At 67.0% G+C, this 15,699-nt stretch carries 13 protein-coding genes and 3 tRNA genes; 10 read left to right on the forward strand and 6 right to left on the reverse strand.

Features of this window, described 5'->3' with window-relative positions:
* Positions 1-9: 9 nt before the first annotated feature.
* Positions 10-86, reverse strand: a tRNA-Pro gene (locus HNP47_RS02680).
* Positions 87-287: 201 nt separating this feature from the next.
* Between HNP47_RS02680 and HNP47_RS02685 the strand changes: the two genes are divergently transcribed.
* From HNP47_RS02685 to HNP47_RS02700, 4 genes are all read left to right on the forward strand, one after another.
* A tRNA-Gln gene (locus HNP47_RS02685) sits at positions 288-361 on the forward strand.
* A 125-nt stretch (positions 362-486) separates the two neighbouring features.
* The gene (locus tag HNP47_RS02690; protein WP_066628246.1) at positions 487-1,002 is read left to right on the forward strand and encodes a Dps family protein; all 516 of its coding nucleotides are present in this window, start codon (positions 487-489) and stop codon (positions 1,000-1,002) included.
* A 68-nt stretch (positions 1,003-1,070) separates the two neighbouring features.
* Positions 1,071-1,433: a hypothetical protein gene (locus HNP47_RS02695; RefSeq protein WP_311770008.1), complete on the forward strand. Its 363-nt coding sequence runs from the start codon at positions 1,071-1,073 to the stop codon at positions 1,431-1,433.
* Positions 1,434-1,481: 48 nt separating this feature from the next.
* Positions 1,482-1,566 (forward strand) — tRNA-Leu (locus tag HNP47_RS02700).
* 123 nt (positions 1,567-1,689) lie between these two features.
* Here HNP47_RS02700 and HNP47_RS02705 read toward each other — a convergent pair.
* Positions 1,690-3,264 (reverse strand): amino acid permease, encoded by a 1,575-nt coding sequence (locus HNP47_RS02705; RefSeq protein WP_184278173.1) that lies wholly within the window; start codon positions 3,262-3,264, stop codon positions 1,690-1,692.
* Positions 3,265-3,409: 145 nt separating this feature from the next.
* Here HNP47_RS02705 and hrpB point away from each other — a divergent pair, with 145 nt between their 5' ends.
* Together hrpB and HNP47_RS02715 are read left to right on the forward strand one after the other, a co-directional pair.
* Entirely contained in the window at positions 3,410-5,836 is a 2,427-nt protein-coding gene (hrpB, locus tag HNP47_RS02710; RefSeq protein ID WP_184278175.1) for an ATP-dependent helicase HrpB, read from the forward strand.
* 56 nt (positions 5,837-5,892) lie between these two features.
* On the forward strand, positions 5,893-7,170 hold the full coding sequence (locus tag HNP47_RS02715) for an MFS transporter (protein WP_184278177.1): 1,278 nt from the start codon (positions 5,893-5,895) through the stop codon (positions 7,168-7,170).
* Here the strand turns inward: HNP47_RS02715 and HNP47_RS02720 are convergent.
* Genes HNP47_RS02720 through HNP47_RS02730 form a run of 3 tightly spaced genes read right to left on the reverse strand, consistent with a single transcriptional unit; the run spans position 7,167 to position 10,207 of the window.
* Complete coding sequence (locus tag HNP47_RS02720; RefSeq protein ID WP_184278178.1) at positions 7,167-7,964, reverse strand: RNA methyltransferase; 798 nt, start codon at positions 7,962-7,964, stop codon at positions 7,167-7,169. The genes HNP47_RS02715 and HNP47_RS02720 overlap by 4 nt on opposite strands.
* A complete protein-coding gene (locus tag HNP47_RS02725) occupies positions 7,961-8,872 on the reverse strand; it encodes a class I SAM-dependent methyltransferase (RefSeq protein WP_184278180.1) in 912 nt (303 codons plus the stop codon). The genes HNP47_RS02720 and HNP47_RS02725 overlap by 4 nt, the downstream gene beginning before the upstream one ends.
* Positions 8,873-8,890: 18 nt before the next feature.
* Entirely contained in the window at positions 8,891-10,207 is a 1,317-nt protein-coding gene (locus tag HNP47_RS02730; RefSeq protein WP_184278182.1) for a glycosyltransferase family 2 protein, read from the reverse strand.
* A gap of 204 nt (positions 10,208-10,411) precedes the next feature.
* Here HNP47_RS02730 and HNP47_RS02735 point away from each other — a divergent pair, with 204 nt between their 5' ends.
* The 4 genes from HNP47_RS02735 to HNP47_RS02750 are packed head-to-tail and all read left to right on the forward strand — an operon-like array spanning position 10,412 to position 13,576.
* On the forward strand, positions 10,412-11,041 hold the full coding sequence (locus tag HNP47_RS02735; RefSeq protein WP_184278184.1) for a TetR/AcrR family transcriptional regulator: 630 nt from the start codon (positions 10,412-10,414) through the stop codon (positions 11,039-11,041).
* A complete protein-coding gene (locus HNP47_RS02740; RefSeq protein WP_184278186.1) occupies positions 11,038-11,838 on the forward strand; it encodes an ABC transporter substrate-binding protein in 801 nt (266 codons plus the stop codon). The genes HNP47_RS02735 and HNP47_RS02740 overlap by 4 nt, the downstream gene beginning before the upstream one ends.
* Positions 11,835-12,824: an iron ABC transporter permease gene (locus tag HNP47_RS02745; RefSeq protein ID WP_184278188.1), complete on the forward strand. Its 990-nt coding sequence runs from the start codon at positions 11,835-11,837 to the stop codon at positions 12,822-12,824. The genes HNP47_RS02740 and HNP47_RS02745 overlap by 4 nt, the downstream gene beginning before the upstream one ends.
* Positions 12,821-13,576: an ABC transporter ATP-binding protein gene (locus HNP47_RS02750; protein ID WP_184278190.1), complete on the forward strand. Its 756-nt coding sequence runs from the start codon at positions 12,821-12,823 to the stop codon at positions 13,574-13,576. The genes HNP47_RS02745 and HNP47_RS02750 overlap by 4 nt, the downstream gene beginning before the upstream one ends.
* Here HNP47_RS02750 and HNP47_RS02755 read toward each other — a convergent pair.
* The gene (locus tag HNP47_RS02755; RefSeq protein WP_184278192.1) at positions 13,570-15,630 is read right to left on the reverse strand and encodes a lytic transglycosylase domain-containing protein; all 2,061 of its coding nucleotides are present in this window, start codon (positions 15,628-15,630) and stop codon (positions 13,570-13,572) included. The genes HNP47_RS02750 and HNP47_RS02755 overlap by 7 nt on opposite strands.
* Positions 15,631-15,699: the final 69 nt, after the last annotated feature.

The following is a 15,699-nucleotide window of genomic DNA, read 5'->3' on the forward strand; positions in this document are numbered from 1 at the left end:
AGGAGAAGATGGTCGGAGTGAGAGGATTCGAACCTCCGACCCCTGCGTCCCGAACGCAGTGCTCTACCAGGCTGAGCCACACTCCGACCGTGGGGGCTGGCCTGGCGGCGTCGCCCCGAAGTGAGGACGCGGCTTATAGCCATGGGTTTGATAGGCCGCAAGCGCCCATTTCGACCCATCTTCACGGTAAGCGAAAATAGTCCTGAAAGAGGGTGTTGCATCCCAAAACGGCTTGGCGTATCTGACCGCCTCCGCCGCACAGAGTGCTTCGGAAACGCCGGTCCTGCTGGGGAATGGTGTAATGGTAACACTACGGTTTTTGGTACCGTCATTCTAGGTTCGAGTCCTAGTTCCCCAGCCATCCGCCGACAAAGGTCGGCGCCGCCGAACCACTTTACAGCTTCAGCATTATCATCTGCGCCAGGGGTTCCGTTCGGACGCCCGGCTACCTAGCTTGACCGCAGACTACTGCTGAGGAGAACGATGATGGTCACCGCCAAAGAAAAGCGCCTGGCGCCCCTGAGGACGCCGACGAGCCTGTCGGAGGAGGCGACCCAGAGCATTTCCGCCGCTCTGACCGGGCTGCTGGCCGATACGTTCGCCCTCTACATCAAGACCAAGAACTTCCACTGGCACGTCTCAGGCCCGCATTTCCGGGACTATCATTTGATGCTGGACGAGCAGTCGGCGGAAATCCTGGCCATGACCGATCCGATGGCCGAGCGGGCGCGCAAGATCGGCGGGACCACGCTGCGCTCTATCGGTCAGATCGCCAAGGAATCACGCATCGCCGACAACGACGCCGATTACGTCGATCCGCTGGATATGCTGGCCGAGCTTCGCGACGATAACGGCGAACTGATCGGCCGGATGCGCGAGGTGCATGACCTATGCGACGAGCATAACGATGTCGCGACCGCCAGCCTGCTCGAGAATTGGATCGACGAGAGCGAGAAGCGCGTCTGGTTCCTGTTCGAATCGGGTCGTCGCGGCAACGGCTGAGGAACCGCAGCGCTTGCGCCGTCTTATGTATCGTCGATAGTCGATGACGGACGGCGCAGGAGGGGCGTGTGAAGCAGGATTCGGTGATCTGCGGCTTGGCGATTATAGGCGTGCTGGCGGCCTCGCCCGCCTCAGCCGATATGTCCAAGGCGTTCGGTAATACGATCTTGTCCCATTATCCGAACGGACAGTGGGTCCGGCATTATTTCGAGCCGGATGGACGCTACACCTCGCAGTTTTCGGATGGACGACGTGTGGCGGCCCGCTGGTCAGCCGAGGGCGACAAGATATGTCTGACCGGATTCAGTCCGCGCCAGATCCTGCCGCGCTTCTGCAGCCGGATGGTCGAGGCCGATGTCGGCGACACTTGGCGCGCCCGCGATCCCTTGGGACGCTCCATTCGCAACGAACTGATCGCTGGGCGTCGCTAGGCCTTGCCCTGAGCGACGTCACCCTCTAGACGCGACCGCCTACCCGATGCGGATGTGGCGGAACTGGTAGACGCACTGGATTTAGGTTCCAGCGCCGAGAGGCGTGGAGGTTCGAGTCCTCTCATCCGCACCAAGACAAAAAAGGCCCCGGAGCGATCCGGGGCCTTTCTTTATTCTTGGCCTATCGCCCTTGCGGGCTACTTGAGGCCGATAGATGGGCCTGCCGTGATTGGTGCGACAGGCCCACAGTTTTGGCTTAGCTGATCGGCGGCACGGGCGGCGGCGGGACGTCGCGGTCCGTTTCATGAACCTCGACCAGACCGCGACCCAGGTGGCTCTTGCGATAGCCATACAGGAAGTAGATCACCAGGCCGATGCCGCCCCAGATTGGCAGCACCATCTTGGCGTCGTGCGGCAGATTCCAGAACAGGAAGGCGCAGCCGAACGCCGACAGGGGCGCGAACACCCAGATCAGCGGCGTACGGAACGGACGGCGACGGTTCGGATCCTTGACCCGCAGCACCAGCACCGCGATCGACACCATGAAGAAGGCGAACAGGGTGCCCGAGTTCGAGATGTCGGCCAGTTGGCCCACCGGGAACAGGGCGCCGGCGATGGCGACCGCGATGCCGGTGGCGGCGGTCACGATATAGGGCGTCTTCCACTTGGGGTGGATCTTGGTCAGGCCTTCCGGCAGGAGGCCGTCGCGCGCCATCACGAAGAAGATGCGGGTCTGACCGAAGATCATCATCAGGATGACCGACGGCAGGGCCAACAGGGCGGCGGTGCCCAAGGCGTTGCCGATTTGGGGGTGACCGACGACGCGCAAAACGTGGGCCAGGGCCTCGTTGGAGCAGACCAGCATTTCTGCGTTTGCGGGCAGGGCGCAGGCGGCGACGAAGGCGGGCGAGCCCGGCTGTACCGCTTCACCGGCGGCGCCCAGAACCGGCTGGGCACCGATAGCGCCGGCGGCGCCGAGCGCGACCAGCAGATAGAAGATCGTGCAGATGGCCAGCGAGCCGATCAGGCCGATGGGCACGTTGCGCTGCGGGTTCTTGGTTTCCTCAGCCGCCGTCGAAACGGCGTCAAAGCCGACATAGGCGAAGAAGATCGAGGCCGCGGCGCCGACGATGCCCATCCCCGAATATTGGCCGAACAGGCCATTGGGAGCGAACGGCGACAGGTTGGCCGACTTGATGACAGGCAGGGTGATGACGATGAAGACCGTCAGGGCGACGACCTTGATCGCGACCAGGATCGCGTTGACGCGAGCCGATTCCGTGGTGCCGACCATCAGCAGAGCCGTCACCAGCAGGGCCACGACGATGGCGGGGATGTTGACGATCCCGGCCGAGAAGTCAGGCGTGGGGATGAAGCCGTTCATCGACCAGGTCGGCCCGGCGGATAGAAGATCAGGGAAGTCGAATCCGAGCCCCTGTTCTATCAGCCCGAGCACATAGCCCGACCAACCGACCGACACGGCCGAGGCCGCCACGGCGTATTCCAAGATCAGCGCCCAGCCGACCGTCCAGGCCAGCAACTCGCCCATCACGGCATAGGTGTATGTGTAGGCCGAGCCCGAAACCGGAGCCATCGACGCCAGTTCGGAGTAGCAGAGCGCTGCGACCGCGCAGACGGCGCCGGCGATGACGAAGCTGATCATCATGCCCGGTCCGGCCTTTTGGGCGGCCGAAGCGGTCAGCACGAAGATTCCGGTGCCGATGATGGCCCCGATCCCCAGAAGCGTCAGTTGAATAGGACCAAGCGACCGGTGAAGCGACTTCTTCTCGGCCGTGGCAAGGATCGCGTCGAGCGACTTAACGCGCCACATAAAATACCCCCACGTTTTGATGCAGCCCCTCGGCTGCTTGGGGCGGACGCTAGCGACGGATGAGGCGGCGCGCAACGCGCATGACGGGGTGGTTAAGGCGCGACGACGCTTTCGTGATCGCCTGTCGGCAGGCTAGAGGCGAAGCATGCTGCCCATCCACGCCGTTCTGGAACCGCTGAAGGCCGCCCTGAGCGCGGGCAATACGGCCGTGCTGGCGGCGCCGCCGGGGGCCGGGAAGACGACGGTCGTGCCGCTGGCCCTGCTGGATCAGCCCTGGCTGGACGGCAAGGTGCTGGTGTTGGAGCCGCGACGCCTGGCCGCACGGGCGGCGGCCGACCGGATGGCTTCTACCTTGGGCCAACAGGCGGGCGGGACGGTAGGCTATCGCACCCGGCTGCAGAGCCGCATTGGGCCGAACACGCGGATCGAGGTCATCACCGAGGGCGTCTTCACGCGCATGATTCTGGACGATCCGGGGTTGGATGGCGTGGGCGCGGTTCTGTTCGACGAGTTCCACGAACGCAGCCTGGACGCCGATCTTGGGCTGGCGTTGGCGAGAGACACGCAAAAGCTGCTGCGTGAGGACCTGCGACTGCTGGTCATGTCGGCGACGCTGGATGTGGTCGGGGTCTCGCGCCTGCTCGACGGCGCGCCGGTGATCGAGGCCGAGGGACGGGTCTGGCCGGTCGAGACCCGGTATCTGGGCCGCAATCCGTCCGAACGGTTCGAAGAGGCTTTGGCGCGGGCCTGTCTGACCGCGTTGGGCGAGGAGACGGGGTCGGTGCTGGTCTTCCTGCCGGGGCAGGGCGAAATCCATCGGGTCGCTCGGCTGGTGAACGCTCGGCTCCGGCTGCCGAACGTCGATGTCGTGCCCCTGTATGGCGGGCTGGACCGGGCCGAACAGGACCGAGCCATCGAACCGGCGGCTGAGGGGCGTCGCAAGCTGGTGCTGGCGACGTCGGTTGCGGAAACCAGCCTGACCATCGAAGGCGTGCGGGTCGTGATCGACGGCGGCCTGTCGCGCGTGCCGCGGTTCGAACCGTCCAGCGGCCTGACTCGGTTGGCGACGGTCAAGGTCAGCCGATCCTCGGCCGAACAGAGGCGCGGCCGGGCCGGGCGCACCGAGCCGGGCGTCTGCTACCGCCTGTGGGATGAGGAACGGACGCGCGGGCTGGTTCCGCATCAGCGGCCAGAAATCCAGGAGGCGGATCTGACGGGTCTTGCCCTGGATCTGGCCCGATGGGGCGCACGATCGGTCGAGGGGCTGGCCCTGTTGGACCCGCCGCCGGCTGGAGCGATGGCCGAGGCGCGCAAGGTGCTGACACGGCTGGGGGCGCTGGATGCTGATGGCGGACTGTCGCAACACGGGCTTAGGCTGACGAAGATCCCGCTGTCGCCGCGGCTGGCCCATATGGTGGCCGTGGCGTCCGACGCCGGCGACGCGATGACGGGCGCACGGATCGCGGCGGTGTTGAGCGAGCCGGGTCTGGGCGGATCGAGCGTCGATCTGGCGGATCGCCTGATCGGGCTGGAGCGCGATCGGACGCAGAGAGCGCGCGATTCGATCAAGCTGGCGGAGCGCTGGGCGCGCGCAGCGGGCGGCGGATCGGGACGGACGATCGATCCTGGACTCCTGCTGGCCGAGGCCTTTCCCGAGCGGATCGCAAAGGCGCGGGGCAAGGCGGGTGAATACCTTCTCGCCAGCGGGAGAGGGGCCGTGCTGGAGGCGACCGACCATCTAGCGCGTGAGACCTGGTTGGCGATCGCCGAACTGGGCGGCGGCGACACGCGCGACCGGGTGAGACTGGCGGCGGCGCTGGAGGCGGACCGGATCGACAGCGATCTGGCGCGCATGATCTCGACGGAAGACCGGCTGGCGCGCGAACCGTCGGGGCGGTCGGTGATCCGGCGCTCGCGGCGCATCGGCGCCATCGTGCTGGACGAAAAGATCGTCGGCGCGCCGGATGCGAAGACCCTGACCGCCGCCCTTCGGGCCGAGATCGAGGCGGATGGGCTGGGCGCTCTGAAATGGGGCGAGCAGGCGTCGGGACTGCGCGCACGTCTGGCCTTCCTGCACGCGCGCGACCCAGCCTGGCCCGACGTATCGAACAACGCCCTGCTGGCCGCGCGGCAGGACTGGCTGTGGCCCCTGCTGGACGGGGCGAAGTCGCTGGAGGCGATAGCTGACGGTCGTCTGACCGAAGCCTTGCGTGGACTGATCCCTTGGGACCTGCAACGGCGGCTGGACGAGCTTGCGCCCCCGCGTCTGATCACGCCGCTAGGCTCGGCAGCCATCGACTATGCCGCCGAGGGCGGGCCGCGCGTGGATATTCGCGTGCAGGAACTGTTCGGCGTGACGACGCATCCGACTGTCGGCGGCGTGCCGTTGACCCTGGCGCTGTTGTCGCCGGCGCGACGGCCGGTGCAGGTCACCAAGGATCTGCCGCGCTTCTGGTCGGGATCGTGGGCGGCGGTGCGTGCGGAGATGCGCGGCCGCTATCCCCGTCATCCGTGGCCGGAAAATCCGGCCGAGGCGCAGGCGACGAACCGGGCCAAGCCGCGCGGGACTTGATCGCCTTGACGCGGCGGGCGGGAAACGGGCATCGCTGGGACAACCGGGAGAAGAAGATGTCCGACGTCCTGCCGAAGAACTCCACCGGCCGCGTGCTGTTCGCCAGCCTGATCGGCACGACCATCGAGTTCTTCGACTTCTATATCTACGCCACGGCGGCCGTTCTGGTGTTCCCGACGCTGTTCTTCCCCGGCGAAGATCCGGGGACGGCGCTGCTGTCGTCGTTCGCGACCTTCTCCATCGCCTTCTTTGCGCGGCCCATCGGCGCCTTAGCCTTCGGACATTTCGGGGACCGGGTGGGGCGCAAGGCGACGCTGGTCGCGGCGTTGATGACGATGGGCCTGTCGACCGTGGCGATCGGCCTGTTGCCGACGCACCAGCAAGTCGGTCTGCTGGCGCCCCTGCTGCTGGCCCTGTGCCGGTTCGGTCAGGGGCTGGGCCTGGGCGGCGAGTGGGGCGGGGCGGTGTTGCTGGCGACAGAGAACGCGCCGCCCGGAAAGAAGGCCTGGTTCGGCATGTTCCCCCAACTGGGCGCGCCCATCGGCTTCATCCTGTCCACCACATCCTTCATCGTTCTGACGTCGACGATGAGCGAGACCGCGTTCGAGGGCTGGGGCTGGCGAATTCCGTTCCTGGCCAGCGCCATCCTGGTGTTCGTCGGCCTGTGGGTGCGGCTGAAGATCACCGAGACGCCCGAATTCCAGAAGGCGGTCGACCGCGACGAGCGGGTCAAGGCGCCCGCCGTGACCCTGTTCGCCCATCACAAGGCGGCGCTGGTTCTGGGGACGTTCAGCGGCGTGACGACCTTCACTCTGTTCTATCTGATGACCGTCTTCGCCCTGGGCTGGGCGACGACGGGAATGGGGCTGGCGCGGGCAGATGTCCTGCCCATACAGTTGATCGGCGTGCTGTTCTTCGCCGCCTTCATCCCGGTGACGGCGCTGCTGGCGGATCGATACGGGCAGGTCAGGGTGCTGATCGCCTCGTCGGTCGGGATCGGCCTGTTCGGCTTTCTGTTCGCACCGCTGTTCGGGGGCGGTCTCAGCGGCCTGCTGATCTTCTTTGCGCTGGGGTTCGCCCTGATGGGCTGCACCTATGGACCCATCGGCGCGGCCATGGCGCGGCCGTTTCCCACAGCGGTGCGCTACACCGGCGCGTCGATGGCCTTTAATCTGGCGGGCATACTGGGCGCATCACTTGCGCCCTATGTCGCGCTGAAGCTGGCCGAGCGATTCGGGCCGGGAGCCGTCGGCGGCTATCTGGCGATTTCGGCCCTGGTCACAATCGCCGCCCTGTGGGGCATGGGGCGGGTGGCGCCGGAAGAGAAGCGCTAGGCTTCGTCCGTCGCGGCATAGACCATGATGCCGGTGGCGATAGCCAGGTTCAGGCTGTCAGCGCGGCCGCGCATCGGGATCTTGACGTTGACGTCGCAGGCGGCGGCCAGGCCGTCGGTCAGGCCCGCCTGTTCATTGCCCATCAGGATCAGCGACGGCCGTTGCATGACGGCTGAGCGGTGACTGACCTTGGCGTCCAGTCGTGTGCCGACGACGCTGCCGGGCCAGCGCTTGCGCCAGGTCAGGAAGGCTTCGGGCGTCGTCTTGGTGATCGAAACGGCGAAGACCGAGCCCATGGTCGCGCGCACGGCCTCAACCGAATAGGGATCGACGCAATCGCCGATCAGGATGACCCCGCCGCAACCGGCCGCGTCCGCCGTGCGGATGATGGTGCCCAGATTGCCGGGATCGCGCACCTGCTCCAACGCGACCCAGCAGGGCGCCGAGGCGGGGTTGAGGCTGTCGAGAGGCGCATAGGCCTGTTCGAACACGCCGAGCACAGTCTGCGGATTGTCCCGGCGGCTGATCTTTTCAAGGATGGCGTGGGTGACGACGATGATGTCGCCGCCGGCCTTGAGCGTGGCGGCCTTGGCGCGGTCCAACAGCGGGTGGGGGCGGGCGTCCTCGCCGACCAGCAGCATGCGGGGCGCACGGCCCTGGTCCAGCGCCTCGCCAATGAACTTCAGACCTTCGGCCAGGAAGGTGCCGGTCAGGTCGCGTTCCTTGCGCATATGCAAGGCACGGACGCCCTTGACCGTGTCGTTGGTCAGGGAAGTGATGACGCGTTCGGTCATTGGCTCCACCGCGCGAAGAAGGACAGGCCGATGGCGCGGGCGCCAGGGCCGTCTTCGGACAGGGCCAGTTCGCCCCAGTCGATCCGGCCGCCGCGATCCTGGGTCGCCTCGACCATCAGATGCGCCAGGGACAGGCCGGAAACGCGGGCCGCATAGGCGTTCAGCAGCAGGAAATCGGCTTCGTCGGACAAAAGGGTGGCGCAGTCCTTGAGCAGGCCCGGCATGTCCTCGAACAGGCGCCAGACTTCGCCCGTCGGACCGCGCCCGTATTTGGGCGGGTCAAGAATGACGCCATCGTATTTCGAGCCGCGCCGGACTTCGCGCGCGACGTATTTGCGGGCGTCCTCGACGATCCAGCGGATTGGATGTTGGGCCAGGCCCGACTGTTCGGCGTTCTCGCGAGCGTAGGCGACCGACTTCTTGGAGGCGTCGACGTGGGTGACCTCTGCGCCCGCGGCGGCCGCAGCCAGGCTGGCGACGCCGGTATAGCCGAATAGATTTAGGATCTTCGGCGCGCGGCCGCTCGAACGTGAGAAGTCACGCACGCGTCCGTCCAGCCATCCCCAGTTCGCCGCCTGTTCAGGGAAGAAGGCGAGGTGGCGGAAGGGGGTGAAACGGCCGCTGAATTTCACATCGCGCCACCTCAGGGGGAAGGCTTCGATGGGGCCGTGCTTGTCGAACCGCCAGCGACCGCTGTCGTCCTCTTCCTGCTGGGGATCGAAGGTGGCGGTGACGTTTTCGAAGGCCGCAGGATCGCGGGGAGACCAGAAACACTGCGGCTCGGGCCGGACGACGGTGTAGCGGCCATAGCGCTCCAGCTTCTTGCCGTCGCCGCTGTCCAGCAGGGCATAGTCCGACCAGCCGGAGGTCACGAGCGTTTCGGGAGTTTTGGAAAGGACGGGCGCCATCGTCGGGCTGATAGGCGCTCAGGCCGCCTCGCGTCCAGCGTCCAGCGCAACGACGGTCAATTCCGGTATCTGATCGTCGCGATCGTGCGGGGTCTTGTCCCAGACGTGCGGTTCGACCGCGAGCCGCCAGGCCGCATGGACGAAGGCCAGACTAAGCAACGCCCAGTATGCCGGCGCAGCCAGCACATCGCCCAGACGATAATCGAGCCCGGCGCGTCGTGCTCCGACCGCACAGCTCATCCAGGCGGTAATGACGCCCAGGGCCAGCACGCCTAGCGAGCCGCCGGGGAGGGGCGGCAAGACGCCTGACAGGGCCCAGACGGTGATGGCTAGAACCAGCCAGGCCAGCGTCGGGGCATGGGCGGCCGCCGAAAGGATCGCCGCACCCAGGGTCATGACCAGCGACAAGCTTCCGCGCCGGCCCAACGCATTGGGACGCCGCGTATGCACGCCCCAGGTCTGCATATAACCCTTCAGCCACCGGGTGCGCTGGGGCAGCCAGCGGTCCATTGCGCCCGGCGGCGTCTCCCAGGTCGGACTGTCGATGACGCCGAGCTTCCAGCCGAGCGACCACAGGCGAAAGCCCAGGTCGGCGTCCTCGGTGACATTGTGCGCGTCCCAGCCGCCGGCGCCGCGCAGAGCCGTCATCCGGATGTGATTGCTGGTGCCGCCCAGTGGGAAGGGCAGGCCCAGCCGCGCCATGCCCGGCAGCGTCACCTCGAACAGCGCCGCATATTCAAAGGCGAACTGCCGATCCAGAAACCAGGAACCAGTCTTGCCGGATGCTCGGATGCGCAGCGGCGCCTGAAGACAACCCAATCGGGGCTGGGCGACGAAGCGCGCCGCCGCCTGACGGAGTTGTTGCGGATGCGGTCGGTCCTCTGCGTCATAGATGGTGACCAGATCGCCCCGCGCTTGACCCAGGGCGTAGTTCAAAGCGCGCGGCTTGGTCTGGGGATTGCCCGGCGGCGCGATCAGGATTTTCAGCCAAGGCGGCTTTAGCGTCGCCTGGGCTGCGGCCAGGGTGGCCTCGTCATGCGCCTCCAGCACGATGAAGGCCTCCAACCTGTTCGCCGGATAGTCGATCCGGCTGAGGTTGGCGATCAACTGCGAGGCCACAGCCGCCTCATCGTAAAGCGCCGCCAGAATGGAGTAGCGCGGCCATTCGATCGGACGCGGAACAGGTGCGGGGCGTCGCAGGCTGGCGATGCTGATGGCGACCTTCCACAGAGCGCAGATTACGAATGCAGCCTGGAACAGCACCAAGGCGACGTCGAAGGCAGTTTCGGTCCAGCGGATTAGCGCCACGACGGAGGTCAGGGTGAGCAGGATCAAGGTCGTGACCTGGAAACCGCTTGGCGCGCGTCGTGAGGCGCCGTTTTGGCGTTGCCTGATCCCTGGATGCGCCCAATCCTTCACCGCATCCGCCCCCAAAGCGCCACAACGCCTAATCGCTATTTGAAACAACCGAGTTCTGCAAGTCGGTTGGCGCCCGGGACGGATTGTCGCTATTCAGGGCGCCTCACCCGGAGCAGCGGCTTGTCTGAACCCTCGAACGCCTCGCGCACGACCCGAAAGCCCAAGGGCGAAGGCCATTCGCGGAGGGGTGAAATCCTGGCGGCGGCTGAACGCATCTTTGTCGAGCACGGCTATGAAGGCGCGACGATTCGCAAGATCGCGGACGAGGTCGGGTTGTCGTCGACAGCGCTCTACATGCATTTCTCGGACAAGGGCGCGATTCTGCAGGAAATTTGCCGTGACGCCTTCGCCCGTCTGATCGCGTCGAACGCCGCCGTCGCCGATGAGGAAGCGCCGCCCGAGCAGCGGCTGCGGCGGATGATCGAGGGCTATATCGACTTCGGTTTCGCCCATCCCAATGCCTATCGCCTGATTTATCTGACACGACCTGTCGAGGCGCGAGAAGGCGCGCAGGACGCGGCGCGCGAACTGGGCTCCAGCTTGTTCACGACATTGGAAGTGACCGTGGGGGACGCCGTGACGGGCGGACGCATGAAGGGCGATCCCGCCACGATCGCCCAGGCGATCTGGGCTGCGGCGCACGGGATCGTGTCCCTCATGATCACAAAGCCTTATTTCCCGTGGTCCGATCGGCAGGCGCTGGTTCGCACGACCCTTGACGCCCTGTTCGCCGGTCTGATCGAACGATGAGGCGTGTCTGCGTCGCCTTGGCGGCTCTGGCGTTCAGCAGCAGCGCGGCTCAGGCCAGGCCCTTGCGGATCATGGCGCTGGATCAGTGCGCCGACCAATATGTGCTGGCCTTGTCGCCGGGCGCAGACATCGCGCTATCGCCGCGCGCCGACGATCCAGACGCCTGGCTGCGTCAGCAGGCGGTCGGTCACAGGCGTTTGCGTCCGACACTCGAAGCCGCCGTGGGTTTTCAGCCTGACGTCGCGGTGCGCTACTGGGGCGGCGAGCCGCGCCTGCTGACAGCGCTGGCGAAGCGCGGGGTCAAGGTTGTCACGATCGATGATGCGGTGGACCTAAACGGGGTGCGCCGGAATATCCAAACCGTGGCGCGCGATCTGAATCAAACGCAGCGCGGACGGGCTCTAGAGCAACAGATGGACGCCAAGCTGGCGAAGGCGGCGCCGGTAAGACCTGTGACTGAAGCGCCTGGGGCCGTCTATCTGACATCGGGGGGCTTCACCGCGGGTCCGGGGACGCTGATGGATGCAATGATGCGGGCGGCCGGATTTCGCAATCTGACGGCCGCTCCCGGTTTTGGCGCACTCAGCGTCGAGCGAATTGTGATGAATCCGCCAGTGCGATTTGTGCTCGGCTTTTTCGATCAGCTGCGCGCCGATCTGCGCGGGCCGGGGCGGCATCCGGTTGTCGCGCAGGCGGCCGAGAGCCGAACGGCGGCGCGCCTGCCCGCCGCGACCTTGACCTGCCCGGCTTGGTTCGCCGCTGACGCAGTTGAAATGATGGCCAAGGGGCGGCCGTGAACAGCACAGTTCGGCTATGCCTAATCCTGACCGGTTTCATCGTCGCGGCGCTGGCTCTGGCGGTGCTGGCAGGCGAGACGGCGTTCGACGTCGATCAGTTTGCGGCTGCCTTCAGCGATCCGACATCCGGTCCGGCCGAGGTGCTGTGGCAGGTGCGGGCCCCGCGCGCGGTATGCGCGCTTGTCGTCGGCGCAGCCTTGGGTTTGGCGGGCGCGGTGATGCAGGGGTTGCTGCGCAATCCGCTGGCCGATCCCGGCGTCCTGGGGGTGTCGGCGACGGCGGCCCTAGGCGCGGCGCTGGCGATCGTGCTGGGCTCGGCGGCTGTGCCGGGACTGATTGAGCTGTCGGCCTTGGCAGGCGCAGCGTTGGCGGGCGGACTTTTGATCGCAGCTTCCAGGGCTATGAGGGCGCCGGAGGCCCTGATCCTGTTCGGCGTCGCGCTGTCCAGTTTCGCAGGCGCGGCGACGGCCTTGATCTTCAACCTGTCCCCGTCGCCGATCGCCTCGGCCGAGGTCATGTCCTGGCTTTTGGGATCGGTGCAGAACCGAAGCTGGGTCGATGTCGCCTGGGTGACCCCGGCCGTGATCGTCGCGGGCGTCTTCGCTGCCTTGTCGGGCGCAGGTCTGCGCATGCTGACCCTCGGCGACGAGGGTGCGGCGGCGTCGGGCTTGAACATGGGACGGTTGCGGGCCTTCGCCCTGATCGCAGCGGCCCTGGCCGCCGGGGCGGCGGTAGCAGTAGCGGGCGTCATCGGGTTCGTGGGCCTGGCCGCACCGCATCTGGTGCGCGCGGCGGTTCGCGGTGATGCGAAGCGAATCCTGGCGCCCTCGGCGCTGGCCGGCGGGTTGATGCTGATCGTGGCGGACCTGTTGGCGCGACTGACGCCGACGGATCAGGAACTGAAGCTGGGCGTGTTCACCGCCCTGATCGGCGCGCCCCTGTTCGCCCTGATCGCCTGGCGCGCGGCGCGGGAGTGGCGACTGTGAGCCTGTTATCTCTGGACACGGTTCAGGCGCGGCTTGGCAGGGCTGTCGTGCTGGACGGAGTGAGCCTGTCGGTCGCGGCGGGCGATGTCGTGGCCCTTTGCGGTCCGAACGGCGCGGGCAAGAGCAGCGCTATCCGCGCGGCCGTGGGACTTTTGGCCATGACCGGCGGACAAATCAGGTTGGGCGGCGCGGACATCACTGATCTATCCCCTCGCCAGCGGGCGGAGCGCGTCGCCTATCTGCCGCAGGAACGGCGCATCGCCTGGAATCTGCCGGCGGTGGAGGTGGCGGCGCTCGGCACGCCTTTCCTGTCAGGCGCGGATGCGCTGGCGCGCGCGCGAGCTGCTCTGGACGAAATTGGCGCCGGTCATCTGGCGGACCGCGGCGTTGCAGAGATGTCAGGCGGCGAGCGTGCCCGGGTTCTGCTGGCGCGAGCTCTTGTCGTCGATGCGCCGCTGCTGCTGGCCGACGAGCCGATCGCGGGGCTGGACCCGGATGCGCAGCGTCTGGTGCTGGAGCGCCTTAGGGCCCGTGCTGACGGTGGGTCGGGGGTGTTGGTCAGCCTTCACGACCTGTCCCTGGCTGCAACCGTGGCGGATCGCATCGTCGTGCTGGATCGGGGGCGAGTAGTCGCCGACGCCCCACCGATCCAGGCCCTGTCGTCCGCCGTCCTGCGCGAGGTGTTCGGGCTGGACGGCGAGTGGATCGAGGGGCCGAACGGGCCGCTGCTGGCGGCCCGCCGGGCTCAATAGGCGATATAGGGCCGCGCGCCAGCCGCCGATCCGCGCGAGATGTCGGCCGAGGGCGTCAGCGGCGCCGTGCCGCCGTTCAGGCGCGCCTTGTAGACCGCCATGTTCTCCATCACCCGCATCATGTAGTTGCGTGTCTCCGTGAAGGGCGCGCACTCAATGAAGTCGATGGTCTTGACCGCATCGCCGCGCGGGTCGCCGCAACGGGCGATCCACTGGCTGGGGCGCGCCGGGCCGGCGTTGTAGCCGACCGTCGCCAGCAGCATGGAGCCGTTGTTCGCGGCCATCAGCTCGCCCAGGTGATAGCTGCCCAGGGTCATGTTGTAGTCTGGATCCCACAACTGCTCGGCGGAATAGCTCATGCCCAGACGGCGGGCGACGCCGGAGGCGGTGGACGGCAGGAACTGCATCATGCCGCGCGCGTCGGCGCCGGAGCGGGCGCGGGGATCGAAGCTGGATTCCTGGCGCGTGATCGCCTGGGTGAACTCCAGCGGTGCGGCGCCGGCGACCTGGGGCGGGACGCGGACCGGATACATCCGCTCGGGCATGACGAAGCCCCGCTGGCTGGCGGCGCGCCCCACCATCATGGCGGTGAAACCCTCGCCGTAGCCGCGCGACAGGTCCATCAGCAGGGCCAGATCGTTGATGGTCGGCAGGTCGTTGTCCAGCTGATAGGCGAAAACGCGCAGCAGGCTCATCTCGCCCGTCTCGCCCAGGATTCGTGTGGCGCGGACGATCTCATTGTCTTCGAAGCGGGCCATGTCTGCTTGGGACGGCACAGGCTCGCCCGGCAGCTGAAGGGTGGTCATCCCCGCCTTCTCGGCCGCCAACTGACCATAGAAGGTCTGCCAGTGCTGGGCGCCATTGCGGTAATAGGCGAGGGCGACGTCGCGTTCGCCGCGCGCCTCGGCGGCGCGACCCAGCCAATAGTAGGCGCGCCCCTGAGTGATCGGCGTGGATGATGCGGTGCGCAGAGCCTCGAAATGGCGGGCGGCCACTTCGGGCTGGTTCAGCTTGGTCAGGGCGACCCAGCCGGCGAAGAACTCGGCGTCCACCATCCGGTCGCCCGAGGTGAAGCCGTGACCGTTCATGGCGTCATAGGCTGCGCGCCAGTTGCCCTGTTGAAGGGCGTCGAGGAAGTAGTTGCGGCGCTCGCTCCACAGAGTGTTGTCGCCGGTCGTGTGGCCCGGCGCCGGCGGAAGATTGGCCAGCAGCGCAAAGCCTTCGGACTGCCGGTTTTGCGATCGCAGAAGGCGCACGCGCTCCAACACGACCGCCGGATCGGCGGCCTGGGCGGTCGTCAGATTGGCGATGACGGCGTCGGGACTGTAGGCCGAACGCAGGGTCATGACCGTGTTCGCGATGGCGGCGCGATCGGGCGACACCAGATTGATCATGCTGCGCGTCGCCGGTCCGTGCGGACCGAGCAGCAGCATATTCAGCCGCGCCTCATGATCGGCGGGTGTCAGCCAGGAACCCCATTGGCTGAGGATGCGCGACTGCGGCGCGTCGTCGAACGAGCGGGTGCGCCACCAGTCGCGGACCAAGGCGCGCGCCTCATCCTGGCGGCCGCGCTGCTGCAGCGCGGAGGCGTAGGCGATGGCCCCCTCGACCGTCGTCGGCTTGCCGTCAGACATCAGGGCCAGTGCCGCGTCCGCGCCCATGCCGGAGCGGTCCAGCACCTTTTCGGCGGCGGCGCGTCTTGATTCGCCGCGCGGCCATCCCGCCAGATCGGACTGACCGCGCGCGAGGTCCGAGTAGGACAGTTGCTCGCCCGAGGTGTCGATCAGCGCCCATTCGACCAGTTTGCGAGCCGAGGCGTCCTTGATCTGCGACATGGCGGACTGGGCGCCGAACACATCGCGCGCACGGGCCGCCGCCAGCCCCTGACGAAACAGCGCGGTGTCCTGATCGGTCAGCACGCGGCCCTGATAGGTCGCTGAATAGCCGGGCACGGATGAGGACGCCGAGGCATAAGGCACAGGCTGGGTGGGCAGGACGTCCTGCGGGTTCGGCGCAAGGACGGCGAGGGCCGCCGCCAGACTGGTCGCGATCATGATCTGTCCTGTTCCCATTCAATCCCGGTTGCGGCGGAGCCGCTGGCGACCTAACGTCCCGCGCTCATT

Origin of the sequence: Brevundimonas vesicularis (assembly GCF_014204545.1) — a bacterium.
Classification (GTDB): domain Bacteria; phylum Pseudomonadota; class Alphaproteobacteria; order Caulobacterales; family Caulobacteraceae; genus Brevundimonas; species Brevundimonas vesicularis_B.